The organism is Roseococcus sp., assembly GCF_965227005.1.
Lineage (GTDB): Bacteria > Pseudomonadota > Alphaproteobacteria > Acetobacterales > Acetobacteraceae > Roseococcus.
In genome coordinates, this window is the sequence record NZ_CBDDFJ010000020.1 from 100729 (window position 1) to 123121 (window position 22393).

At 68.3% G+C, this 22393-nt stretch carries 20 protein-coding genes and 1 pseudogene; 8 read left to right on the forward strand and 13 right to left on the reverse strand.

Annotated features, from left to right (window positions below):
• The first annotated feature begins 5 nt into the window (after positions 1-5).
• The 3 genes from carB (at position 6) to ACO057_RS10780 (ending at position 5037) form a co-directional block, all read left to right on the forward strand.
• Positions 6-3251, forward strand: coding sequence for a carbamoyl-phosphate synthase large subunit (gene carB, locus ACO057_RS10770; RefSeq protein WP_421991481.1), 3246 nt, complete (start codon positions 6-8; stop codon positions 3249-3251).
• 108 nt (positions 3252-3359) lie between these two features.
• Positions 3360-3830 carry a transcription elongation factor GreA gene (gene greA, locus ACO057_RS10775; RefSeq protein ID WP_421991616.1) on the forward strand — a complete coding sequence of 157 codons (471 nt, stop codon included), beginning with the start codon at positions 3360-3362 and terminating at the stop codon, positions 3828-3830.
• Between the two features lie 4 nt (positions 3831-3834).
• Complete coding sequence (locus ACO057_RS10780) at positions 3835-5037, forward strand: threonine ammonia-lyase (protein WP_421991483.1); 1203 nt, start codon at positions 3835-3837, stop codon at positions 5035-5037.
• Positions 5038-5123: 86 nt separating this feature from the next.
• On the opposite strand, the gene ACO057_RS10785 is transcribed toward ACO057_RS10780, so the two are convergent.
• The 4 genes from ACO057_RS10785 to ACO057_RS10800 form a co-directional block, all read right to left on the reverse strand.
• Positions 5124-6443 carry a TRAP transporter large permease gene (locus ACO057_RS10785; protein WP_421991485.1) on the reverse strand — a complete coding sequence of 440 codons (1320 nt, stop codon included), beginning with the start codon at positions 6441-6443 and terminating at the stop codon, positions 5124-5126.
• Positions 6443-6949, reverse strand: coding sequence for a TRAP transporter small permease (locus ACO057_RS10790; RefSeq protein ID WP_421991487.1), 507 nt, complete (start codon positions 6947-6949; stop codon positions 6443-6445). Before ACO057_RS10790 ends, ACO057_RS10785 begins: the two co-directional genes overlap by 1 nt.
• 77 nt (positions 6950-7026) lie before the next feature.
• A complete protein-coding gene (locus ACO057_RS10795; RefSeq protein ID WP_421991489.1) occupies positions 7027-7977 on the reverse strand; it encodes a TRAP transporter substrate-binding protein in 951 nt (316 codons plus the stop codon).
• 141 nt (positions 7978-8118) lie between these two features.
• Entirely contained in the window at positions 8119-8577 is a 459-nt protein-coding gene (locus ACO057_RS10800; RefSeq protein WP_421991491.1) for an Lrp/AsnC family transcriptional regulator, read from the reverse strand.
• 158 nt (positions 8578-8735) lie between these two features.
• On the opposite strand from ACO057_RS10800, the gene trxB reads away from it, so the two are divergent.
• On the forward strand, positions 8736-9707 hold the full coding sequence (trxB, locus tag ACO057_RS10805) for a thioredoxin-disulfide reductase (RefSeq protein WP_421991493.1): 972 nt from the start codon (positions 8736-8738) through the stop codon (positions 9705-9707).
• Positions 9707-10600, forward strand: a complete 894-nt coding sequence (locus ACO057_RS10810) for a LysR family transcriptional regulator (RefSeq protein ID WP_421991495.1) — start codon at positions 9707-9709, stop codon at positions 10598-10600. Before trxB ends, ACO057_RS10810 begins: the two co-directional genes overlap by 1 nt.
• Positions 10601-10949: 349 nt before the next feature.
• Here ACO057_RS10810 and ACO057_RS10815 read toward each other — a convergent pair whose 3' ends face one another.
• The 5 genes from ACO057_RS10815 to ACO057_RS10835 are packed head-to-tail and all read right to left on the reverse strand — an operon-like array spanning position 10950 to position 15925.
• Positions 10950-11795, reverse strand: coding sequence for a heterodisulfide reductase-related iron-sulfur binding cluster (locus ACO057_RS10815; RefSeq protein WP_421991497.1), 846 nt, complete (start codon positions 11793-11795; stop codon positions 10950-10952).
• Entirely contained in the window at positions 11792-12202 is a 411-nt protein-coding gene (locus ACO057_RS10820) for a 4Fe-4S dicluster domain-containing protein (protein ID WP_421991499.1), read from the reverse strand. The genes ACO057_RS10815 and ACO057_RS10820 overlap by 4 nt, the downstream gene beginning before the upstream one ends.
• A complete protein-coding gene (locus ACO057_RS10825; protein WP_421991501.1) occupies positions 12199-13290 on the reverse strand; it encodes an alanine racemase in 1092 nt (363 codons plus the stop codon). Before ACO057_RS10825 ends, ACO057_RS10820 begins: the two co-directional genes overlap by 4 nt.
• Positions 13287-14786 (reverse strand): M81 family metallopeptidase, encoded by a 1500-nt coding sequence (locus ACO057_RS10830; RefSeq protein WP_421991503.1) that lies wholly within the window; start codon positions 14784-14786, stop codon positions 13287-13289. The genes ACO057_RS10825 and ACO057_RS10830 overlap by 4 nt, the downstream gene beginning before the upstream one ends.
• Positions 14783-15925, reverse strand: a complete 1143-nt coding sequence (locus ACO057_RS10835) for a threonine synthase (protein ID WP_421991505.1) — start codon at positions 15923-15925, stop codon at positions 14783-14785. Before ACO057_RS10835 ends, ACO057_RS10830 begins: the two co-directional genes overlap by 4 nt.
• 27 nt (positions 15926-15952) lie before the next feature.
• Here ACO057_RS10835 and ACO057_RS10840 point away from each other — a divergent pair, with 27 nt between their 5' ends.
• The 3 genes from ACO057_RS10840 to ACO057_RS10850 are packed head-to-tail and all read left to right on the forward strand — an operon-like array spanning position 15953 to position 20018.
• The gene (locus ACO057_RS10840) at positions 15953-17032 is read left to right on the forward strand and encodes a M20 family metallopeptidase (protein WP_421991507.1); all 1080 of its coding nucleotides are present in this window, start codon (positions 15953-15955) and stop codon (positions 17030-17032) included.
• A 41-nt stretch (positions 17033-17073) separates the two neighbouring features.
• The gene (locus ACO057_RS10845) at positions 17074-19167 is read left to right on the forward strand and encodes an acetate--CoA ligase family protein (RefSeq protein ID WP_421991509.1); all 2094 of its coding nucleotides are present in this window, start codon (positions 17074-17076) and stop codon (positions 19165-19167) included.
• The gene (locus ACO057_RS10850; protein WP_421991511.1) at positions 19164-20018 is read left to right on the forward strand and encodes a MaoC/PaaZ C-terminal domain-containing protein; all 855 of its coding nucleotides are present in this window, start codon (positions 19164-19166) and stop codon (positions 20016-20018) included. The genes ACO057_RS10845 and ACO057_RS10850 overlap by 4 nt, the downstream gene beginning before the upstream one ends.
• Before the next feature lie 54 nt (positions 20019-20072).
• Here ACO057_RS10850 and ACO057_RS10855 read toward each other — a convergent pair whose 3' ends face one another.
• The 4 genes and pseudogenes from ACO057_RS10855 to ACO057_RS10870 all read right to left on the reverse strand — a co-directional run bounded on the left by ACO057_RS10855 (position 20073) and on the right by ACO057_RS10870 (position 22325).
• Positions 20073-20507: an amino acid ABC transporter permease gene (locus ACO057_RS10855; protein WP_421991513.1), complete on the reverse strand. Its 435-nt coding sequence runs from the start codon at positions 20505-20507 to the stop codon at positions 20073-20075.
• Positions 20508-20538: 31 nt separating this feature from the next.
• Positions 20539-20748, reverse strand: a pseudogene (locus ACO057_RS10860) (amino acid ABC transporter permease); the annotation flags it as partial.
• Positions 20749-20752: 4 nt separating this feature from the next.
• Positions 20753-21433, reverse strand: coding sequence for an amino acid ABC transporter permease (locus ACO057_RS10865; RefSeq protein ID WP_421991515.1), 681 nt, complete (start codon positions 21431-21433; stop codon positions 20753-20755).
• 40 nt (positions 21434-21473) lie between these two features.
• Entirely contained in the window at positions 21474-22325 is an 852-nt protein-coding gene (locus ACO057_RS10870) for a transporter substrate-binding domain-containing protein (protein ID WP_421991517.1), read from the reverse strand.
• Between the last annotated feature and the right edge of the window lie 68 nt (positions 22326-22393).

A 22393-nucleotide genomic window follows, 5' to 3' on the forward strand; every position in this document is an offset into this window, starting at 1 on the left:
GACCCATGCCCAAGCGCACAGATATCAAGTCCATCCTCATCATCGGCGCCGGCCCCATCGTGATCGGCCAGGCCTGCGAGTTCGACTATTCGGGCGCCCAGGCCTGCAAGGCGCTCCGCGCCGAGGGCTATCGCGTCATCCTGGTCAATTCGAACCCGGCCACGATCATGACCGATCCGGGCCTGGCGGACGCGACCTATATCGAGCCGATCACGCCCGAGATCGTCGAGAAGATCATCGCCAAGGAGCGCCCCGACGCGCTGCTCCCCACGATGGGCGGCCAGACCGCGCTGAACACCTCGCTGAAGCTCGCCGAGACCGGCGTGCTGGAGAAGTACGGCTGCGAGCTGATCGGCGCGAAGGCCGAGGTGATCGACAAGGCCGAGGATCGCCAGAAGTTCCGCAACGCGATGACCAAGATCGGCATCGAGAGCCCCAAGAGCGAGATCGCACACACGATGGAGGAGGCCTGGGCCGGCCTCGCCATCGTCGGCCTGCCCTGCGTCATCCGCCCCAGCTTCACCCTCGGCGGCACGGGCGGCGGCATCGCCTATAACCGCGAGGAATTCGAGCAGATCGTGGGCTCCGGCCTCGCCGCCTCGATCACCAGCGAGGTCCTCGTCGAGGAGAGCGTGCTGGGCTGGAAGGAATACGAGATGGAAGTCGTCCGCGACACCGCGGACAACTGCATCATCGTCTGCTCCATCGAGAACCTGGACGCGATGGGCGTGCACACCGGCGACAGCGTGACCATCGCCCCGGCGCTCACGCTGACCGACAAGGAGTATCAGCGCATGCGCGATGCCTCCATCGCCTGCCTGCGCGAGATCGGCGTGGACACCGGCGGCTCGAACGTGCAGTTCGGCATCAACCCCAAGGACGGCCGCATGGTCGTCATCGAGATGAATCCGCGCGTCTCGCGCTCCTCAGCCCTGGCCTCCAAGGCCACGGGTTTCCCCATCGCCAAGATCGCGGCCAAGCTCGCCGTCGGCTACACGCTGGACGAGCTCAAGAACGACATCACCATGGTGACGCCGGCATCGTTCGAGCCGACGATCGACTATGTGGTCGTGAAGATCCCCCGCTTCACCTTCGAGAAGTTCCCCGGCACGCCGGCCACGCTGACCACCTCCATGAAGTCGGTCGGCGAGGCGATGGCCATCGGCCGCTCCTTCGCCGAAGCCCTGCAGAAGGGCCTGCGCAGCCTGGAGACGGGCCTCTCGGGCCTCGATGAGGAACTGCCCCCCGGCGACGGCAGCAAGGAGGCCTTCCACGCCTCGCTCGCCATTCCGCGGCCGGACCGCATCCTCACTGTCGCCCAGGCGCTGCGCGCCGGCGTCTCGGTCGAGGACATCCACGCCGCCTGCAAGTTCGACCCCTGGTTCATCCGCGAGATCGAGCGGATCGTGATCGCGGAGAAGGACATCAAGGCCAAGGGCCTGCCCGCCACCGCGCAGTCCATGCGCGCGGCCAAGGCGCTGGGCTTCTCGGACAAGCAGCTCGGCAAGCTCACCGGCCAGGCCGAGACCGCCGTCTTCGCGGCGCGCGAGAAGCTGGGCGTGCGCCCGGTCTATAAGCGCATCGACACCTGCGCGGCCGAATTCGCCGCCGACACGCCCTATATGTACTCGACCTATGAGGGCGGCTTCGGCGAGCCGGTCTGCGAATCCCGCCCGACGGATCGCCAGAAGGTCGTCATCCTCGGCGGCGGTCCGAACCGCATCGGCCAGGGCATCGAGTTCGACTATTGCTGCGTCCATGCCTGCTACGCGCTCAAGGAAGCGGGCTTCGAGACCATCATGGTCAACTGCAATCCCGAGACGGTCTCGACCGACCCCGAGACGGCCGACCGCCTCTATTTCGAGCCGCTGACCAACGAAGACGTGATCGCCCTGATCCGCAAGGAACAGGAGAGCGGCACGCTGCTCGGCTGCATCGTGCAGTATGGCGGCCAGACGCCGCTCAAGCTGTCCCAGGCGCTGGACAAGGCGGGCATCCCCATCCTGGGCACCTCCGCCGAGGCCATCGACATCGCCGAGGACCGCGAGCGCTTCCAGGTGCTGCTGAAGGGCCTGGGGCTGCAGCAGCCGCGCAACGGCATCGCCCGCAACATCGAGGAGGCGATCGTCGAGGCCGCGCGCATCGGCTATCCGGTCGTGGTTCGCCCCAGCTACGTGCTGGGCGGCCGCGCCATGGAGATCGCCTATAACGCCGAGCAGCTGCGTCGCTTCGGCGCCGAGGCCGTGCGGGTCTCGGGCGAGAACCCCATCCTCATCGACCAGTATCTGCAGGACGCCATCGAGGTGGACGTGGACTGCGTCGCCGACTTCGACGGCGCGGTCTATGTGGCCGGCGTGATGGAGCACATCGAGGAAGCCGGCATCCATTCCGGCGACTCGGCCTGCTCGCTGCCGCCCTATTCGCTCCCCCCCGCCATCGTCACCGAGCTCAAGGCCCAGACCGAGGCGATGGCGCGCGCGCTGAAGGTGCGCGGCCTGATGAACACCCAGTTCGCGGTGAAGGACGGCGAGATCTTCGTGCTCGAGGTGAACCCGCGCGCCAGCCGCACGGTGCCCTTCGTCGCCAAGGCGACGGGCGTGCCGGTGGCCAAGATCGGCGCGCGCGTCATGGCGGGCACGAAGCTCTCCGAGTTCAACCTGGACGACGACGCCGTCGCCAAGCATGTCGCGGTGAAGGAAGCGGTCTTCCCCTTCAACCGCTTCCCCGGCGTCGACGTGCTGCTGGGTCCGGAGATGAAGTCCACCGGCGAGGTCATGGGCCTTGACACCAGCTTCGAGCGCGCCTTCCTCAAGTCGCAGCTCGGCGCCGGCGTGAAGCTGCCCGAGAGCGGCACGGCCTTCGTCTCCGTCCGCGAGAGCGACAAGGCCGCTGCCGTGACCATCGCGCGCCGGCTGGCGGGTCTCGGCTTCAAGATCATGGCAACCCGCGGCACGGCGGCGCGTTTGCGCGACGCCGGATTGGACGTCGTCGAGGTGAACAAGGTCCTGGAGGGCCGGCCGCACTGCGTCGACGCCATCAAGTCCGGCGAGATCCAGATCGTGATCAACACCTCGGGCGGCGGAAGGAGCGTGTCGGACAGCTTCGATATCCGCCGTTCGGCGCTCACCCAGGGGGTTCCGCACTACACGACCATCGCGGGCGCGAGGGCCGCGGCAGGGGCGATTGAGGCCCTTCGTGCGGGAACACTTGATGTGGCGCCGCTCCAATCCTACTCTACCGCGTCATTCTGACACCGGATGGGGGCGATCAGGCCCCCATCCACCTCCTCGCTCTCCGGCATTCTTTTTTGCAACGGAGTTGCCGGCGGGAGAGGTATCGCTGCGAAGGAAGACCCTGCCGTGCAGAAGTTCCCCATGACCGCCGAAGGACTGGCGAAGCTGGAAGAGGAACTGAAGCAACTGAAGTCCGTCGAGCGCCCCGCGATTATCGTGGCGATCGCGGAAGCGCGCGCGCATGGCGATCTCTCCGAGAACGCCGAATATCATGCCGCGCGTGAGCGTCAGTCCTTCATCGAGGGCCGCCTTGCGGAGCTCGAATCCATCATCCCTTCGGTCGAAGTCATCGACGTCTCCAAGATGAGCGGCAGCCAGGTGCGCTTCGGCGCCCGGGTCACCATCATCGACGAGGAGACAGAGAAGCAGACGACCTACCGCATCGTCGGCCAGTATGAGGCCGATATGAAGGCCGGCTCGATCTCGCTTTCCTCCCCTCTCGCCAAGGCGCTGATGGGCAAGAAGGTGGGCGACAGCGTGGAAGTGCCCGCACCCGGCGGCGCCCGCGCCATCGAGATCACCGCGGTCGCGTTCTAGGAGCATGCCTGTATCCCTGGCCGATGTGCGCGCCGCCGCGGCGCGCATCCACGGGCGCGTCCTGCGCACGCCGACCATCCAGAACCCGGCGGTGGACCGCGCCTGCGACGCCTCCGTCTTCCTGAAGCTCGACAACCTTCAGGCCAGCGGCGCCTTCAAGGAGCGCGGGGCGGCCAACCGTCTCGCGCTGCTGACGGAGCGCGAGCGGACGGCGGGCGTCATCGCCATGTCCGCCGGCAACCATGCCCAGGCCGTGGCGCGGCACTCCACCCTGCTCGGCATCGCCGCGACCATCGTGATGCCGAAGTTCACCCCCGCAACCAAGGTCATGCGGACCGAGGGCTTTGGCGCGCGGGTGGTCCTGCACGGGGAGACCCTGGCCGAGGCGGCGGCGCATGCCCACCACCTCGCGCTCGAGAACGGCCTCACCTTCGTCCATCCCTATGACGACGCGGCGGTGATCGCGGGCCAGGGCACCATGGCGCTCGAGATGCTTGAGGACACGCCGGAGCTCGACGCCATGATCCTGCCCATCGGCGGCGGCGGCATGGCCGCGGGCTGCGCCGTGGTGGCGGCCGGGCTGCGGCCAAGCATGAAGGTCTATGGCGTCGAGGTCGAGGGCTACCAGGCCATGCGCCAGCGCCTCGCCGGGCAGCCCGTGAGCGTGGGCGGGCCGACCATCGCCGAGGGCATCGCCGTCCGCGACGTGGGCGAGCAGCCGGTCGAGATCCTGAAGCGCCTCGGCGTCGAGGTGCTGGTGGTGACCGAGCGCGCCGTCGAGCAGGGCATCGCCTTGCTGGCCGAGGGTGCGAAGACCGTCGCCGAGGGCGCGGGCGCGGCTGGCGTGGCGGCGATCCTGAGCTATCCGGAGCTCTTCGCCGGCAAGCGGATCGCCACCTCCATCTGCGGCGGCAATATCGACCCGCGCATCCTCTCCAACGTGCTGCTGCGCAACCTGCTGCGCGATGGGCGGCTGCTGCGGCTGCATCTGGACATCCCCGACCGGCCGGGCGTGCTGGCGGATATCGCCACACGCGTGGCGGCGGCCGGCGGCAATGTCATCGAGGTCAGCCACCAGCGGCTCTTCGCCGCGCCGTCGGTGCAGACGGCGGAGCTCGAGCTCATGATCGAGGTGCGCGACCAGGCGCAGGCGGATGCGATCGTGGCGAAGCTGGAAGCGGGCGAATACGTGGTCCGGCGGGGGTAGAGCGCGATCCGTTTCGATGGACTCGCCTTCCCGGCCAAGGCTGAAGCGTGATCCGGGGTGCGCATCACGCTTCAGCCCACCGTCTCTCACCGCATGAAGTCAGGCTCGATCAGTCGCGGCAGAAGCAGGGCCATGTCGGGCCAGACGATCAGCAGGGCCAGCACCGCCAGCATGGGGATCAGCATGATGCCGGTGTCCTTCAGGGCGTCCACCACCCGCATCTTGGCCACCGCGCAGCTGATCAGCAGGCACAGCCCATAGGGCGGCGTCACCAGCCCGAAGGCGAGGCTGACGATCCCGATCATCGCGAAATGCACCGGGTGCAGCCCCGCCTGCATCGCGCTGGGCTGCAGGATGGCGCCCACGATGATGATCGCGGGGATCGCGTCCAGGAAGCAGCCCACCACCAGGAAGACGCCGGCGATGAAGAAGCCCGTCGCGATCGGGCCCATGCCCCAGGCCATCACCCCCGACATCAGCGCCTGGGGGATGTTGTAGAAGGCCAGCATCCAGCCGAAGGCGCTCGCCGTGCCCACGCAGAACAGGGTGATGGCGGAAAGCTTCCCCGTCTCGCTGAAGGCCTCGTAGAGCTGGCTGCGGCCCATCTCGCGATAGACGATCAGGGATAGCGTGCCCGCATAGAGCACCGCGATGCAGGCGCTCTCCGTCGCGGTGAACCAGCCGAAGATCTTGCCGCCGATGATGATGAAGGGCGTCATCAGCGCCGGGATCGAGACGAGGAGGGACGCCCCCACCTCGCGCAGGCTGGCGCGCGGATAGGTGGGATAGCCGCGCCGCACCGCATAGACATGCACCGTGCCCATCTGCGCGAGGCCGATCAGCAGGCCCGGCAGGATTCCCGCCAGGAAGAGCGCACCGATGGAGACGGTCAGCACGCCGCCCCAGACGATCATCAGGATCGAGGGCGGGATGATCACCGCCAGCACCGCCGAAACGGCCGTGATGGCGACGGAGAAGCTGTCGTCATAGCCCTCCCGGCGCTGCGCCTCGATGAAGAGCTTCGCCTGGCTCGCCGCGTCGGCCGTGGAACTGCCGGAAATGCCGGCGAAGAAGATCGACAGCACCACGTTCACCTGCGCGAGGCCGCCGGGGAAATGCCCGACCAGCGAGCGCGAGAAGCGCAGCAGGCGGTCGGTGATACCGCCGACATTCATCAGATTGGCCGTCAGCAGAAAGAACGGCACGGCCAGGAGGATGAAGCTGTTATAGGCGTTGAAGGTCTCCTGCAGCAGGACCATGGGCCACAGATGCGGCTCGATCAGCAGGATCGGCAGGCAGGCCAGCCCCAGCGCGACCGCGACCGGGACGCGCAAACCCAGAAGCGCGAAGAAGACGCCGAAGAGAATCCAGGCCGCCTGCCCGGCCGAGAGGACAGAAGCGCCCATCACGCATCTCCCCGTCCGCGGAGGATCTGCACGTCATCCCATATTCGCTCCCCGGCGAAGAGCAGCCAAGTGAAGCCCGCGAGGGGCCAGGCGACATGGATCATCCACAGCGGCCATTCGGCGAGTTCGCTGATGCGGTAGCGGGCGAATTCGGTGAACTCGATGCCCCACCAGAGGAAGACGGCCCCGAAGATCATCACGAAGACGCCGGAGAGGATGTCCAGCGCCGCCTTCCTGCGCCCCTCCAGCGAAGGGAAGAGGTCGACCACGAAATGCGTGCCCTCGCGGACGCCGATCATGGCGCCGATCATGATCATCCAGATCAGCAGGAAGCGCGCCGCCTCCTCGGTCCAGAGATAGCGCGGCAGCCATTCGGTGAAGCGCGAGAAGACCTGGAGCGTGACGGGGATGATGAGGATCCCCACGGACGCGACCATCACCAGGTCTAGGAAGCGGCTATAGGCGGAGGTCATGCGGCGGAAGGCGCCGCGGGCCGGGTGAGACATGTCGCTCCGATCGGGCAGGAGGGCGCAGGCGCGGGAGAACCCGCGCGGCTGGGCCGCGCGGGCCGGAAGGGCTCCGGTTAACCGGTGACCGCGTTGATGCGGTTGAGCATGTTTTCGGCCTCGATCTCGCGCGCATAGGCGGCCATGACGGGCGCCACCGCCGCCTGCATCTGGTCGCGCCCGCTGAAGGGAATGCGGCGCAGCTTGCCCTCGCCTTCCAACCTGGCGAGCGTCGCCTCGTCCTCGGTGCTCTCCGCCTGGCGGCCGAAGGCGCCGGCCTCCTTCCCCGCGCGGCGCACCGCCTCCTGCACCCCGCGCGGCAGCCGCGCGAAGGTCTGAGCCGAGAAGCAGATCGGCCGGATGGTGATGGCGTGCTGGGTCAGCGCCAGATGCGGCGCCACTTCGAAGAAGCGCATGTGCAGCACGCCGGCGGCCTCGTTCTCGCCGGCTTCCAGCACGTTGTTCTGGATGGCGTTGTAGATCTCGTTATAGGCGATCACCTGCGGCGCCATGCCGGCGGCCTGGAAGGTGCGGTTCCAGATCGCCGCGCCCTGCACCCGCACGCGCAGCCCCCGCAGCTCGGCCGTGTTCGAGACCGGCTTATTGGCGAAGATGTTGCGCACGCCGCCGCCCGCATAGCCGATCAGCATGACGCGGGCACGCCGCTCGATCTCGGTCGCGACGGGAGCCAGCAGGTCCTGGTCGATCACCTGGTTCCAGTGGTTCAGGCCGCGGAAGAGGAAGGGCGCGTCGATGAAGGGGGCGGCACGGCTGAAGGTGGACATATGCGCAGGTGACACGATTCCGTAATCCACCGCGCGGCCGGCCGACATGTATTCGAAATACTGCTTTTCCAGCCCGAGGCTGGAATTGCGGTGAAGGATGAAGTTGATTGGCTGGTTAGAATACTGCTTCACCAGCTCCTCGAAGCGGAGCAAAGCGCGGTTGAAGACGTGGTCGTCGTTGAACTGGACCGCGCCATTCAGGGTGATGGGCTGTTGGGCGCGCAGCACGTTGGGCGCAGCCAATAGGCCGGCAGCAGCGGTTGCCGCAAATACTCGGCGTTCCATGTTGTTCTCCCGGTCGTCCCCGAGCGCTGTTTCGCGCCTTAGGGAGCCGAGCCTATGACGTTCTCGTCATGAAATGGAAGGTTTCTGTTGTCCGTACCTTCAGAACGGCACGCCCGCCGCATTCTTCGCCGTCCGGATGGTCTGCAGCGTCTGCACCTTGAGCACATTCGCCGCGCCCGTGAGGCGGTTGGTCAGCTCGTTCTCATGCGGCGTGCCCCGCGCCACCAGTCGCAGCAGGAAATCGCCCCCGCCGCGGATCATGTGGCACTCGCGAACCTCCGGCCAGGCGATCACCTCGGCCTCGAAGGCGTCGAGGATGGCCTGCTTCTGGCTCTCCAATCCGACGATGGCGAAGAAGGTGACCTCGAATCCGAGCGCCCCCGGCTCCACATCGGCGTGGTAGCCTCGCAGAACGCCCGCCTCCTCCAGCCGCCTCACGCGGCGAAGACAGGGCGGGGCCGAAAGGCCCACCCGACTCGCGAGTTCCACGTTCGTGATCCGACCGTCCGCTTGGAGTTCCGCGAGAATCCGCAGATCGATCGCGTCTAGTTCTGCCATGTGTCCCCAGGTTGGTTTACGGCGCGTTGATTCGTTGCCTGATTTCCACCTGTCGCGCAATATCATTGCGGATGCGCGGATATGCAAGTCGCGGCCTTGTCCCGCAGGGCAAGATGGGCAGATATGCGCCCAACACACGCCAACTCTTGGATTTTGCCGTGCCCGCGAATGTCTCGACCCAACTTCTGATCATCGGCGCTGGTCCCGCCGGATATACTGCCGCGATCTACGCGGCCCGCGCAGGCCTGAAGCCCGTGCTGGTCGCCGGCATGCAGCCGGGCGGCCAGCTCACCATCACGACCGATGTGGAGAACTACCCCGGCTTCGCGCAGGGCATCCAGGGCCCCGAGCTCATGGAGCAGATGCGCGCGCAGGCCGAGCATGTCGGCACGGAACTGAAATACGACATCGTCACCAAGGTCGATCTCTCGCACCGCCCCTTCCGCGCCGAATGCGACAGCGGTGACGTGTACCTGGCCGAGACGATCATCGTCGCCACGGGCGCCCAGGCGCGCTGGCTCGGCATCCCGGGCGAGCAGGAGCTCTCGGGCTTCGGCGTCTCCGCCTGCGCGACCTGCGACGGTTTCTTCTTCCGCGGCAAGGACGTCGCGGTGATCGGCGGGGGCAATTCCGCGGTCGAGGAAGCGCTTTATCTCGCGAATCTCGCGAAACACGTCACCCTCGTGCATCGCCGCGACACGCTGCGGGCCGAGCGCATCCTGCAGCAGCGCCTCTTCGCCAAGGAGAACATCACGGTGCTCTGGGACATGGCCACGGAGGAGATGCTCGGCACGGATGCCGCGCGTCCCGTGGCCCGCGGACTGGGCCTGCGCCACATGAAGACGGGCGAGCGCCGCGAGCTTGCCGTCGACGGCATCTTCGTCGCGATCGGGCACGACCCCGCGACCAGCCTTTTCCGCGGCCAGCTCGACATGGATGAGGGCGGCTATCTCGTCGTCACGCCGGGCGGCACGCGCACGAACGTCACCGGCGTCTTTGCCGCCGGCGATGTCGCCGACAAGATTTATCGTCAGGCCGTAACGGCGGCCGGAACGGGCTGCATGGCGGCCCTCGATGCGGAAAAATTCCTGGCCGAACAGGATCATGCCCAAGAGAAGGCCGCCGCCTGATGCCATTGGACTGGGATAAGCTTCGCGTTTTCCACGCGGTCGCCGAAGCTGGCAGCTTCACCCATGCGGGTGAGACGCTGGCGCTCTCGCAATCCGCCGTCTCGCGGCAGATCCAGGCGCTGGAGGAGGCCCTGTCGGTGCCGCTCTTCCACCGCCATGCCCGCGGCCTGATCCTCACGGAAGCCGGCGAGACCCTCAACCGCACCGTGCGCGAGGTCTTCGCCAAGCTCGCCATGACCGAAGCGCTGCTGACCGAGGGGCGCGAGCGCCCGGCCGGCCGCCTGAAGGTGACCACGACCACCGGCTTCGGCGCGTCCTGGCTCTCGCCGCGGCTGCACCGCTTCCTGGAATCCTATCCGGAGATCAACGTCTCCGTGGTGCTGGACGATGCCGATCTCGATCTCGCCATGCGCGAGGCCGACGTCGCCATCCGCATGCACCCCCCCCGCCAGCCGGACCTGATCCAGCGGCACATCGCCACCTTCGGTTGGCGCATCGTGGGCAGTGCCGACTACCTCAAGAAGCACAGCACCCCGCAGCGCCCGGAAGAGCTGGACGCGCATCGCCTCATCATCTGGGGCGACTACCGCCCGCCGGTGGAGGAGATCAACTGGCTCGCCGAGGTGGGCCGCCGGCCCGGCCAGGCGCGGCGCGGCACGGTGGAGGTGAACAGCCTCACCGGCATGCTGCGCGCGGTTCAGTCGGGCCTCGGCCTCGCCGCCATGCCCGACTACATGGGCCATGAGCTGGACGGGCTGGTCGCGGTGCTTCCCGAGCTCAAGGCGCCGAAGATCAACGCCTATTTCGTCTATCCGGAGGAGATGCGTTCCTCGAAGCGGGTCTCGGTCTTCCGCGACTTCCTGGTGACGGAACTGGCCTCGAGCTCCCATTGAGTGTGTGCATGCGTTCGGTGCAATGCTGATGCAAGCAAAGCTATCTTACGCATCGCGGTAGATTGCCTAAATCTACGTTATCGGCGCTACGGCGCTGATAGGGTCTCCCGATCCTGCGTCTTTCAGACGTGAAGTCTCCCTGTATGACTGCCCCGCTTGGCGAAAGCCTCGCGGGGCTTCTTTTTGTCTGGGCCGGATCGTCGTGGCGATGCCGTGCTCCCTGGCCCTGGGGCCAGCCTGATCCCTTGTCATAATGAACAGTCGCGGCGGCCGAGGCGGCGCTCTACCGGGCCAGTCCCGGCGGGCGGAACCGCATGGAGAGCCTGAACCTCGACCGGCCGCGCGCCGGTCAGATCACCGGCGGCCGCGTCAGCTCCGGCAGCACCAGCTTACGCACGGCGACCTCGCCGGCGGCCGCCACGCGCTCGGGGCCGATGGCCGCCAGCGGGTCCTCGGCATTGCGCCAAGCCTTGTATTCGTCCTCGTAGGGGATCCCCATCGCCTCGGCGAGGAGATGCACCCAGTTCACCACGCGGATGCCGTGATCGCGCTCCAGCCCGATCATCTCGCGATGGCAGGAGTGGAAGATGGTGACGAGCGTGTCCGCCCCCGTCTCGCGCATCGCCGCCAGGGTGGCGCGCTGCACATCGGCCAGGGCGCCGGGGATCGGCGCCAGGCTGAAGCACATGTAGCTCGGCGCGCGATAGGCGTGGTCGACGAAGCTCGCGCCGGGGATCATCGACAGGAGTTCGGGGATGAGCTCGTTCACCGGCACCCGGCCGTTGAAGCCGACATGGCGGTCCACCAGGAAGCGCGCCTTCACCGGATGGGTCAGCAGCGGCGCCAGGGCGTCGCGCCGCTCGTGCAGCGCCTCGCAGAGATGCCGGCTGTCGAAGTTCCGGTCGTTGGTCTGGCCCATGAAGTCGTCGAGATTCATGTGGCAGGAAGGGCACCAGGTGATGACCCGGGGCGCGCCAGTCGCATTGAAGCCGGCCATGGTGCGGTCGCCCATCGCCTCCGAGACGCGCGGCGTGCTCTCCTTGGGATTGCCGCAGCAGGCGCCCGGCCCGCCGACCGGCGCGGCCTCCACGCCCACCGCACGCAGCATGCGCTCGCTGAGGCGGATGATCTCGGCATGGCGCGTCATGTTGCAGCCATACCAGAAGAGGCTCTTGGTCGCGGCCGGTTCGCTCATAGCCAATCCCTCTGCTCGTCCTCGGTGAAGCCCAGCCGCGCGAAGACCTTCACGCGGGACATGACGATCGAGGTGTCACGCTGAGGCAGCAGCCCCGTCTCGCTCGCGCGCCAGGTGGCGAGGCGGATCATAAGCTGCGGGTTCACCGCCTCGGGGCAGGCGGCATTGCAGCTGCCGGTGCGGGTGCAGGAAGCGATCCAGGCGCGCGAGGCGGCATCCCCCTCCCCGCCCGTCAGCACTTCCAGCACGCCGCGCACCACCGCCGGGCGGTCCGCGTCCTGCAGCGCGGGCACATAGGGAACCATGGGGCACGCCTCGACACAGGCCCCGCATTGCGAGCAGGCGGCGAGCATGCGCGCCGTCTCGCTCTCGCGCAGGGCCGCCAGATCGGCGTGCCGCGCCGTCACCAATGGTTCACCCGGTCCCATACGCCGATCACCTCCCGCGAGCCGTCGACCACATGATACTGCGTGTGGGCGGCGACGGTCATGCAGGTGTGGTTCGGCGCGACCCGCACCTTGTCGCCGATCCGGAAGGTCTCGCCGCCGGGCACCAGCACCTCGCCATGCTCCTGATAGGCCCGGCGCATGATGGCATCTCCGAAGGCCGGATTGCCATCGAGATCGAGCATCAGGCCGAAACCGTAATCCTTCGGCGCGGCCTCCGTGCTGCGGTCCTTGCTCATGGCGAGGCCACCGGCATCCAGCAGCACCGTGCCGCGATCGGGACGGCGGCCGATGACGCTGGAGAGCACCGTCACCGCGATGTCCCGCAGCGGGTGCGTGCCGATCTGGCCCTGGAACAGGTCGCCGAACATGTAGACGCCGGCGCGCACCTCGGTGACGCCCTCCAGGCTCCTGGCGTAGAGCGCCGTGGGCGAGGAGCCCATGGAGACGATCTTCACCTTGAGGCCCGCATCCCGCATCGCCTGGGCGGTGCTGACCACGGCGGCGCGCTCGGCCTCGGCCACCTCGGCCATCTGGGCCTCGGTGCGGCCGGCATAGGAGTGCCCGCCATGGGTGAAGGTGCCGAGCATCTTCTTGCCCAGGGCACGGGCCACGGCCATCGCGCCTTCCGGCACGGTGCCGCCGCGATGCTCGCCGCTGTCCACTTCCACCAGCGCCGCGATCTGGCCGGGATGGGCGGCAATCTTCTCCGCCATCTCCACGTCGTCGGTGATGATTTTTATCCGCGCGCCGTTCGCGTTCAGGGCCGCCACGCGCTCAAGCTTCTGCGGCGTGATGCCGACCGCGTAGATCTGGTCGATCCAGCCGGCCTTGGCGAGATACTCGGCCTCCGCCAGGGTCGAGACGGTGATCGGGCCGAAATCCGGCGCGGCGAGCTTCGCCACCTCGACGGACTTCGCCGTCTTCATATGCGGCCGCAGCGCCACGCCCGGATGGCGCGCCAGCGCATCGGTCATGAGCTTGAGGTTGCGGCGGAGCACGCCCAGGTCGAGGACCAGGGCCGGGGTCTGGATATCGTCGAGGTTCATCGGTCGGTGTCCTGATCGATCGGCAAAACGGGCCGAGGCAGCTTCTGCCAGTCGAAACGGGTGAGGATGGGTGAGGTCAGGCCGGGGGCATCCACCTCGACGATCTGCTCATGCTGGAAGAACTCGTCGAAGCCGCCACGGAAATGCCCGCGCGACTTCACGACCACGGCGCGGGCCTTGCCCACATCGATGCCGAGATGCTCCAGGAAGGCCGGATCGGCGCATTGCGTCCGCTGGCTGATGACGACGACGGAGATGCCGTCGATCTGAATCCAGGCCGTCTCGCCCAGCTGCATGGCCGTGCCAGCGAAGATGCCGCGCCGGCCGGTGACCTTGCCATCGGAGAGCGCCATGACCTTCGCCTCGGCGGCGAAGGGACGGCGGAAGGGATCTTGCTCGGCGGCGCGGTTGAAGCGGGCCTCGAAGGTCTTGCCCAAGCCGAGGCCGTGCGCCTCGGCCGCCAGCGCCGGATCGTGGATCACGCCGAAGACCGCGCCCTGGACGCCCGCGCGATGGAAGGATTCCAGCAGCCACATGGTGTTGCCACTTCCGCCGCCGCCGGGATTGTCGGCCACATCGGCGAAGGCGAGCGGCGTCTCGCTGGTCCGCGCGCGCTCGGTCGCCTCCTCCAGGCTGGTGAGCTTCGCCACGAAGCGGTCGCGCCGCGCCCAGGCCGCCTCGGCCAGCTCGTCGGCCAGGCGGTCCACCGCGCCCTGATGCGTGCCGGTGACGACGGCGGTCATGCCGTTGAAGGGCGTATCGCCATAGGCGAAGCCGGCCATGACGGAGACATTGGCGATGCGCGGATCGGCCGCCCGGCGCTCCTGGCCGAGGTTGATGACCTCGGCATAGGGCCCCTGAGCGGTGAGCAGGGATACCGTGGGCGCGACGATGGGCAGGCGCCGATGGGCGCGGCAAAAACGCTCGCCGGCCAGCAGGCGGCGCATGAGCTGCGCGCTCTCCGCCCCGCGCTCGCGCATGTCCATGTGCGGGTTGGTGAGGTAGCCGACATAGGCGTCGTTCAGCGCCACATTGGCGTCGGAGACATTGGCGTGCAGGTCGTAGCTGCAGATGAAAGGCAGCTCGCCCAGCTCGGCCCGGACCAGCGCCTGCACGGCGCCCTCCGGATCATCGAGCACCGTCGTCAGCCCCGCGCCGTGCATGACGCAGAAGACGCCATCCACCTGGCCGCGCAGCGCGCGCAGCCCGGCCTGCCATTCGGCCATCAGCGCCTCGAAGAAGGCGTGGTCCACCGGCCCGTTCGGCTCGGCCATGGCGAGCAGGATGGGGAGCGGCCGCCAGGGGCCGGCCGCGTCCATGTCGGTGACGAAGCCCGGCATCTCGCCCAGCGCCTGGGGCGAGGCGCTGCGGGAGTCGGTGACGATGGTCTCGCCGCGCAGCAGGCAGCGATAGGCGAAGTCGGCCTCCGTCGCGAGGGGCGCGAAGCGGTTGCACTCGATGGAGAAGCCCAGCAGCGCGATGCGCGGGTTCTTCATATGGCGACGCCCAGCATCTCGGCATAGCGCTGCGTGGCCTTGATGCCGGTGCCGGTCAGCACCGCCACCGTCGTCTCGCGCGCCGCAATTTTCCCCGAGGCGATGAGCTTGGGCACGGCCGCCGCCGCCTGGGCCGAGGTCGGCTCCACATAGACGCCTTTCTTCGCGAGGCTGAGCGCGGCCGCGGCGATTTCCTCCTCGCTCAGCATCACCGCGCCGCCGCCGCTCTCGCGCATCGCGCGCAGGCATTCGGCCGTGCGCAGCGGCTTGGAGATGGAGGTGCCCTCGGCGATGGTCGGAATGGCCTCCACGGGGTCGAGCCCGAGCGCGGCGCGCGCGATGGGGGCGCAATTGGCCGGCTGGGCCGCGAAGATACGCGGCAGCTTGCGGATCTGCCCGGCCCGCAGCAGCTCCGAGAAGCCGATATAGGCGCCGAGCACGTTGGAGCCCGCGCCGCAGGGCACGATCACATTGTCGGGCGCGGTGAAGTTGAGGTCCTCCCAGAGCTCATAGGCGAGCGTCTTGGTGCCCTGGAGGAAGAAGGGCTGCCAGTTGTGGCTGGCGTAGAAGATCTTTTCCGCCTCGCGCTCGGCCGCATCCGCGCAATCCTGGCGCGAACCGGGAACCATCGTGATCGAAGCGCCCACCGCGCGGCTCTGCACCGTCTTGGCGGGGCTGGTGCTGGCCGGGACGAAGATCGTCGCCGCCATGCCGCCCGCCGCCGCATAGGCCGAGACCGCCGCGCCGCCATTGCCCGAGCTGTCCTCCAGCACGGCCGTGATCCCCTGCTCGCGCAGCAGCGACAGCATCACCGAGGCGCCGCGGTCCTTGAAGCTGCCCGTCGGCATGAACCATTCGCATTTCAGCAATGCGGTCGCGCCGCCGCCGAGGTCCTGCTCGACCAGCGGCGAGCAACCTTCCCCCAGGGTGATGGGCCTGGCCGGCAGGAAGGGCAGCGCGGCGGCGTAGCGCCAGATGCTGCGGATGCCGCCGGCGATGTCGTCGCGTCCGATTCCGGGCAGGTCGCTCACCAGGAGCGGCGCGCCGTCGTCGCCGCACCAGCGAGGCGTTTCAAGGGGATAGCTGCGCCCGGAGCGCGGATCGAGATAAGAAGGCATGGCCGACAGGGTTGCGCGCAAGCCCGCTTCGGGCAAGCCTGGGACACCATGGAAAATGACCTCGTTCGCCTTGCCGTCGATCTGGTGCGGATCGACAGCCGTAGCCCTCTCTCCAATATCCCGGTCGCTGACCGCATCGAGGCGGAACTGGAAGGTTTCGAGATCGAGCGGGTGGATTACACCGACGCCGCCGGCACGCCGAAGCGCTGCCTGGTGGCCCATCGCGGCGGCCCCGGCGGCTTCGCCCTTTCCGGCCATATGGACACGGTGCCCAACACCGGCTGGACCGACGATCCCTGGAGCGGCCGCGTCGCCGACGGCATCCTGCACGGGCTCGGCTCGGTGGACATGAAGGCCAATGTCGCCGCCTGCATCATCGCGGCCAAGGCGAGTCCCCGCGCGACGCTGCTCATCACCACCGACGAGGAGACGACCAAGCAGGGCGCGCGCACCATCGCCGAGCATTCGAAGCTCGCGCAGCGCGCCGGCCTCAAGGGCATCATTGTCGCCGAGCCCACCGGCCTGATCCCCGTGCGCGGCCACCGCGCCCATATCGCCTTCACCGCGACGGCCGAGGGCGTGCAGGCGCATTCCTCCACCGGCAAGGGCACCAATGCCAATTGGGCGCTGATCCCCTTCCTGGTCGAGGTGAAGGCGATGTTCGAGCGGCTGCGCCACGACGTCTCGCTGCAGGATGCAGCCTATGATCCGCCCTTCAGCGACTTCAACCTCGTGATCGACAACCACGGCACGGCGGTGAACGTGACGGCGGCCAAGGCCACCGCGCGGATCAAGTTCCGCTACAGCCACCGCATCGACCCCACGCCGGTCGTCGCCGCCATGCGGGAATCCGCCCAGGCCAACGGCCTGACCCTGGAGGAGATGCGCGAGGGCCGCCCGCCAGAGCTGCCCGCCGATCACCCCCTGATCGCGCTCGCCGCCCAGATCACCGGCAAGGCGCCGCGCACCGCGCCCTACGGCACCGACGCCTCGGAGCTCCAGGCCATCGCGCCCTGCGTGATCCTGGGCCCGGGCAGCATCGAGACGGCCCATACGCCGCACGAGCAGGTGGCCGTGGCCGAGCTTGCGCAGGCGGTGTCGATCTACCAAAGAATGCTGGCGACCTGAGCCGACCGATAGGTCGGCGCCTCGGAGGAAACGTAATAAAAATGGACTTCTCTTCGCTCGACCCGGTCATCAGCCCGCGCTCGATCGCCATCATCGGCGCGTCCGACGAGCCGAGCCGCATCGGCGGCCGGCCCATCGCCTATATGAAGGCGCGCGGCTTCAAGGGCGCCATCTATCCGGTGAACCCCAAGCGCCCGACCGTGCAGGGCCTGACCGCCTATCCGGATGTCGCGAGCCTGCCTGCCGTGCCCGATGTCGGCATCATCGCCGTGCCCGGCGCCGCCGCGCTGGAGGCCATCGAGGCGCTGGGCGCCATGGGCTGCAAGGCCGCCATCGTCTTCACCGCCGGCTATGCCGAGGTGGATGAGGCCGGCGCCGCCGAGCAGGACCGCCTGGTCGCCGCCGCCAAGAAGCATGGCATGCGCCTGCTCGGGCCCAATTGCCTCGGCCTCTTCAACGACGCCATCGGCTTCTACGCCACCTTCACCGCCTCCTTCGACAGCGGCTGGCCGGTTGCCGGCGGACGCATCGGCATCGCCAGCCAGTCCGGCGCCTATGGCACGCATCTCTTTTCGCTGGCGCGCGACCGCAACATCGGCGCGGGCATCATCGTCACCACGGGCAACGAGGCCGAGGTCGCGCTCGGCGACGTGCTGGGCTGGATGGCGCAATCGCCCGATATCGACGTGATCTGCGCCTATGCGGAGGGCATCCGCGAGAGCGAGAAGTTCCTCGCCGCGCTGAAGCTGGCGCGCGCGAACGGAAAGCCCATCGTGATGATGAAGGTGGGCCGCAGCGAGCTCGGCGGGGCGGCCGCGCAGTCGCACACCGCCTCCATCGCCGGCGACGACGCCATCACCGACGCCGTGCTGCAGGAATTCGGCGTGATCCGCGCCCGCAACACCGAGGAGCTGCTGGACATCGCCTATGCGGCGACCAAGGGCATCTATCCCGCAAACAACACGCTGGGCGTGATGACCGTCTCGGGCGGCGCGGGCGTGCTCATCTCGGATGCGGCCGATGCCGTGGGCCTGCCCATGCCGCCGATGCCGCAGGACGCGCAGGACAAGCTGCGCAGCCTCATCTCCTTCTGCGCGCCGCGCAATCCGGTGGACTGCACCGCCCAGGCCATCAACCAGATCGAGATGGTGGGCGAGTTCACGCGCAGCATGGTGGTGGATGGCCAGTACAAGTCCTGCCTGATCTTCTTCTCGCAGGTCGGCGGCTCGCGCACCGTGGCGCCGAAGATCCGCGCACAGCTGAAGGCCGTGATGGAGGAGCACCCGGACCGCATCTGGGCGCTGTCCATCATCGCCCCGCCGGACATGGTGCGCGAATGGGAGGCGGACGGCTTCCTCGTCTTCGAGGATCCGACGCGCGCGGTCGTCGCGCTGCACGCCTTGGGCCGCTTCGGCGACGCCTTCGCCAAGGCCGAGACGGTGGCCGGGCTGCTGCCGAAGGTGACGCTGCCCACGCACACGCCCTCGGAGGCGGAAAGCAAGCGCATCCTGGCGGCCGCCGGCGTGCCCGCGGTGCCGGAGCGCGCCTGCCCCAGCGTCGAGGCCGCTTTGGCCGCTGCGAAGGAATTCGGCTTCCCGGTCGTGCTGAAGATCCTGAGCCCCGACATCCTGCACAAGAGCGAGATCGGCGGCGTGCTGCTCGACATCGACAGCGAGGCGGCCGTGCGCGAGGGCTATGCCACGCTGCTCGAACGGGCGGGCAAGCGGGCGCCGAGCGCGCGGCTCGAGGGCGTGCTGGTCGCCAAACAGATCAAGGGCGCGGTCGAGATGGCGCTCGGCATGGTGCGCGATCCGGTCTTCGGCCCGGTGGCCATGGTGGGCTTGGGCGGCATCTTCATCGAGGTGCTGAAGGACGTGACCTTCCGCCGCTGCCCCTTCAACGCGGCCGAGGCCGAGGCAATGATCCGCAGCCTCAAGGGTTTTCCCCTGCTGGACGGCGTCAGGGGCCGCAAGAAGGCCGACGTGGCCGCGCTGGCCCAGGCGCTGGCGAACCTCTCCACCTTCGCCGCGGCGGCGGGCCCCCAGCTCGCCTCCATCGACATCAACCCGCTGCTGGTGCTGCCCGAGGGTGAGGGCGCCTATGCGGCCGATGCCGTGCTGGAGATCACCCCATGATCGTCGAGGAAAAGCTTCTCGCCTTCCCGATCCCCGAGATCCGCAGCAGCGTCCGCTGGCAGGACACGGCGCTCTACAATCTCTCCATCGGCCTCGGCCAGGACCCGCTGGACCTGCGCCAGCTGCCCTTCACCTATGAGCCGCAGCTGCGCGCCATGCCCTCGATGGCGGTGGTGCTGGGCTATCCCGGCTTCTGGGTGAAGGACCCCGGCACGGGGGTCGACTGGGTGAAGGTGGTGCATGGCGAGCAGTCGCTCATCCTGCACAAGCCGTTGCCGGCCTCGGGCGAGGTCGTCGGCACGACGAAGGTGACCGGCATCGTCGATCGCGGCCCCGGCAAGGGCGCCATGATCTATTCGGAGCGAATCGTGGTCGACGCCGCGACGGGCGAGAAACTGGCCACGATCGAGCAGACCACCTTCGCCCGCGGCGATGGCGGCTTCGGCGGCAAGCCCGGCCCGGTGAAGGCCCCGCATCCGGAAGCGACAGGCACGCCCGACATCACGCTCGACCTGCCCACACGACCCGAGCAGGCGGCCTATTACCGCCTCAACGGCGACCACAATCCGCTGCACATCGACCCCGCCGTGGCGAGCGCCGCCGGCTTCAAGGCGCCGATCCTGCACGGGCTCTGCACCTTCGGCGTGGTGTGCCACGCGCTGATGCGCGAGCTCTGCGACTATGACCCGGCGAAGTTCGGCCGGATGGACCTGCGCTTCTCCTCGCCCGTCTATCCTGGCGAGACGATCCGCACGGAAATCTGGCGCGAGGCGGGCGGCGCGTCCTTCCGGGCGCGCGTCGTGGAGCGGGACGTCGTGGTCGTGAGCAACGGGCTCTTCCGATACGCCTGAGGCGGAAACGGATCCCGATCATGCCGCCCGGCATGATCGGGATCCGCCCCGAGTTCAGTTGCGCTTCGCCATCTGCCGGTTCTCCAGCCTCGACAGCAGCCGCACCACCGGCCAGAGCAGGATGAAGTAGGCCACCGCGGCGGCCATGATGGGCGTCGCGTTGAAGGTCACGCTCTGGGCCTGGCGGGCCTGGAAGAGCAACTCCGGCAGCGCCACCACCGCCGCGATGGAGGTGAGCTTCACCACCTCCAGCGTGTTCGAGATCAGGTCCGGCAGCACGTTGCGGAAGGCCTGGGGCAGCACCACCAGCCGCATGCCCTGGACGCGGGAGAGGCCGAGCGAACGCGCGGCCTCCATTTGGCCGGCCGGCACGCTCTGGATGCCCGCGCGCATGATCTCGCCGTAATAGGCGCCGGTGTTCAGGAAGAAACCGATGGCGACGGCCCCGAAGGCCGAGACCTCGAAGCCCCGCGAAGGGCAGGCCGGCATAGACGAAGATCAGCAGCACCAGCGGCGGCAGGGAACGGAACACGTCCACCCAGGCCATCAGGGGCCAGCGGATCCAGCGCGTCTTGGCCGTGGAGAGCAGCGCCAGGATCAGCCCGCCGATCACCCCGAGCGGGACGACGATCGCCGAGAGCAGCAGGGTCTGCAGCAGGCCCGACAGCAGGATCGGCCAGGCGGCGACGAGGATCTCGACGTTGAAGAAGGCGTCAATGAAGTCGTTCATGGCGCTACCGCTTCCACGCAAAGCGTGCCTCGACCCAGCGGCCGGCGATCACGACGGGAAGGAAGAGCACCAGATAGGCCAGGGCGCCGAGCGTCAGCGGCGTCGGGTTGAAGGAGAAGGACACGCCGGCCTGCGCCGCGCCCAGGATATCCGGCACGGCCACGACCGAGGCGAGCGCCGTGCCCTTGGTGATGGCGATGGTGCGGTTCACCAGAGGCGGAATCACCATGCGGATCGCCTGGGGCAGGATGACCAGGACGAAGGTGACAAGGAAGGGCAGGCCCAGGCTGCGAGAAGCCTCCCACTGCCCCGGCGGCACGGCGGTGATGCCGGCCCAGAAGACCTCCTCGGAGAAGGCCATCAGCACGAGGGAGAGCGCCAGCCAGGCGGCCGCGAAACCCGAGAGCGAGACCCCGATCGCCGGAAGCCCGAAGAAGAGCAGCACGATGATGACCAGCGGCGGCAGCGCGCGGAACAGGTCGACGGTGAAGATGATCAGCCAGTTGATCGGCCGGATGCCCATGGCGCGGATGACGGCCAGCGTCAGCCCCGCCAGGATTCCGGCCACGATGATGCAGGCCGCCAGGAGGATGGTCAGCCAGAGGCCGTCCAGGATCTTCGGCGCGTATTCCATGGCCACACGCGCGTTGAAGAAGCTGTCGGCGAACTTGTCCCAGTTGCTCATGATAATTCCGAGAAGGAGGGGCGCCGCCCCTCCGCTTCCATCAGCCGCAGGTCGGGTTCTGCGGGGTCGGGTCGTAGCCCGGCATGTCCGGCGGGCCGTAGCCCGGGAACTCGATCATCTCGGCCTGGTCGGGGCCCGGGCGGTTGCCGAACCAGCGCTCGCTGAGCCGCGCGACCGTCCCGTCGCGCTTCATGCAGACCAGCACGTCCTCGATCTGGTTGCGCAGCGCGCCCGAATCGAGGCGCAGCGGCGTGCCCCAATGGAAGCGCGTGCCCGGCAGCACGAAGTCGGCGACGAATTGCGGCGCGCGGCTCGCGCTGTAGCGGACGACCGTGTTGCCCGAGAGATTGGCATAGGCGCGGCCCTGGATCACGGCCTGCACGGCGTCGGGCTGGGTGTCGAAGGCCATGAGCGTCAGGTTCAGGCGCTCGGCATTGTTGCGCACCCACACCTCGTAGGGCGTGCCCTTGTTCACGCTGATGGTCTTGCCGCGCAGATCCTCTTCGGAACGGATCGGCGCCGTGCCGCGGCGGATGCCGAATTGCAGCTCGGTCCAGATATAGCCTTCGGTGAAGAGCAGGTTCTGGGCGCGCTCGGCCGTCACGGTGGTCGGCGCGCAGAGGAAGTCGTAGCGGCCGGCATTCAGCGCGGGGATGAGGCCGGAGAAGCTGGCGCTGTCGATCTGGAGCTCACGGCCCATGCGGCGCGCGACTTCGCGGAAGAGGTCGATCTGGAAGCCCTGGACGCCGCCCTGGAGCGAGGGGAAGGCATGGGGGGCGAAAGTGCCGTCGACGCCGCAGCGCAGCGGCGGCAGGGCCGGCGCCGGCGCCTGCGCCAAGGCAGGGGCGGAGACCGCGGCCGCGAGGGCAGCGGCGATGAGGAGACGTCGCATGAGGGAGCTTCCTGAACCTGACGTAACTACATTCCACGGCTTGGCGCCTCGACGCAACTTGCCTGCCG

What these genes read in the sequence shown, in the direction of transcription:
- carB (WP_421991481.1), top strand. Translation starts at nt 6, where the DNA reads ATGCCCAAGCGCACAGATATCAAGTCCATCCTCATCATCGGCGCCGGC.
- ACO057_RS10780 (WP_421991483.1), top strand. Translation starts at nt 3,835, where the DNA reads ATGCCTGTATCCCTGGCCGATGTGCGCGCCGCCGCGGCGCGCATCCAC.
- ACO057_RS10785 (WP_421991485.1), bottom strand. Translation starts at nt 6,443, where the DNA reads ATGGGCGCTTCTGTCCTCTCGGCCGGGCAGGCGGCCTGGATTCTCTTC.
- ACO057_RS10790 (WP_421991487.1), bottom strand. Translation starts at nt 6,949, where the DNA reads ATGTCTCACCCGGCCCGCGGCGCCTTCCGCCGCATGACCTCCGCCTAT.
- ACO057_RS10800 (WP_421991491.1), bottom strand. Translation starts at nt 8,577, where the DNA reads ATGGCAGAACTAGACGCGATCGATCTGCGGATTCTCGCGGAACTCCAA.
- ACO057_RS10810 (WP_421991495.1), top strand. Translation starts at nt 9,707, where the DNA reads ATGCCATTGGACTGGGATAAGCTTCGCGTTTTCCACGCGGTCGCCGAA.
- ACO057_RS10815 (WP_421991497.1), bottom strand. Translation starts at nt 11,795, where the DNA reads ATGAGCGAACCGGCCGCGACCAAGAGCCTCTTCTGGTATGGCTGCAAC.
- ACO057_RS10825 (WP_421991501.1), bottom strand. Translation starts at nt 13,290, where the DNA reads ATGAACCTCGACGATATCCAGACCCCGGCCCTGGTCCTCGACCTGGGC.
- ACO057_RS10830 (WP_421991503.1), bottom strand. Translation starts at nt 14,786, where the DNA reads ATGAAGAACCCGCGCATCGCGCTGCTGGGCTTCTCCATCGAGTGCAAC.
- ACO057_RS10840 (WP_421991507.1), top strand. Translation starts at nt 15,953, where the DNA reads ATGGAAAATGACCTCGTTCGCCTTGCCGTCGATCTGGTGCGGATCGAC.
- ACO057_RS10845 (WP_421991509.1), top strand. Translation starts at nt 17,074, where the DNA reads ATGGACTTCTCTTCGCTCGACCCGGTCATCAGCCCGCGCTCGATCGCC.
- ACO057_RS10850 (WP_421991511.1), top strand. Translation starts at nt 19,164, where the DNA reads ATGATCGTCGAGGAAAAGCTTCTCGCCTTCCCGATCCCCGAGATCCGC.
- ACO057_RS10855 (WP_421991513.1), bottom strand. Translation starts at nt 20,507, where the DNA reads ATGCCGGCCTGCCCTTCGCGGGGCTTCGAGGTCTCGGCCTTCGGGGCC.
- ACO057_RS10865 (WP_421991515.1), bottom strand. Translation starts at nt 21,433, where the DNA reads ATGAGCAACTGGGACAAGTTCGCCGACAGCTTCTTCAACGCGCGTGTG.
- ACO057_RS10870 (WP_421991517.1), bottom strand. Translation starts at nt 22,325, where the DNA reads ATGCGACGTCTCCTCATCGCCGCTGCCCTCGCGGCCGCGGTCTCCGCC.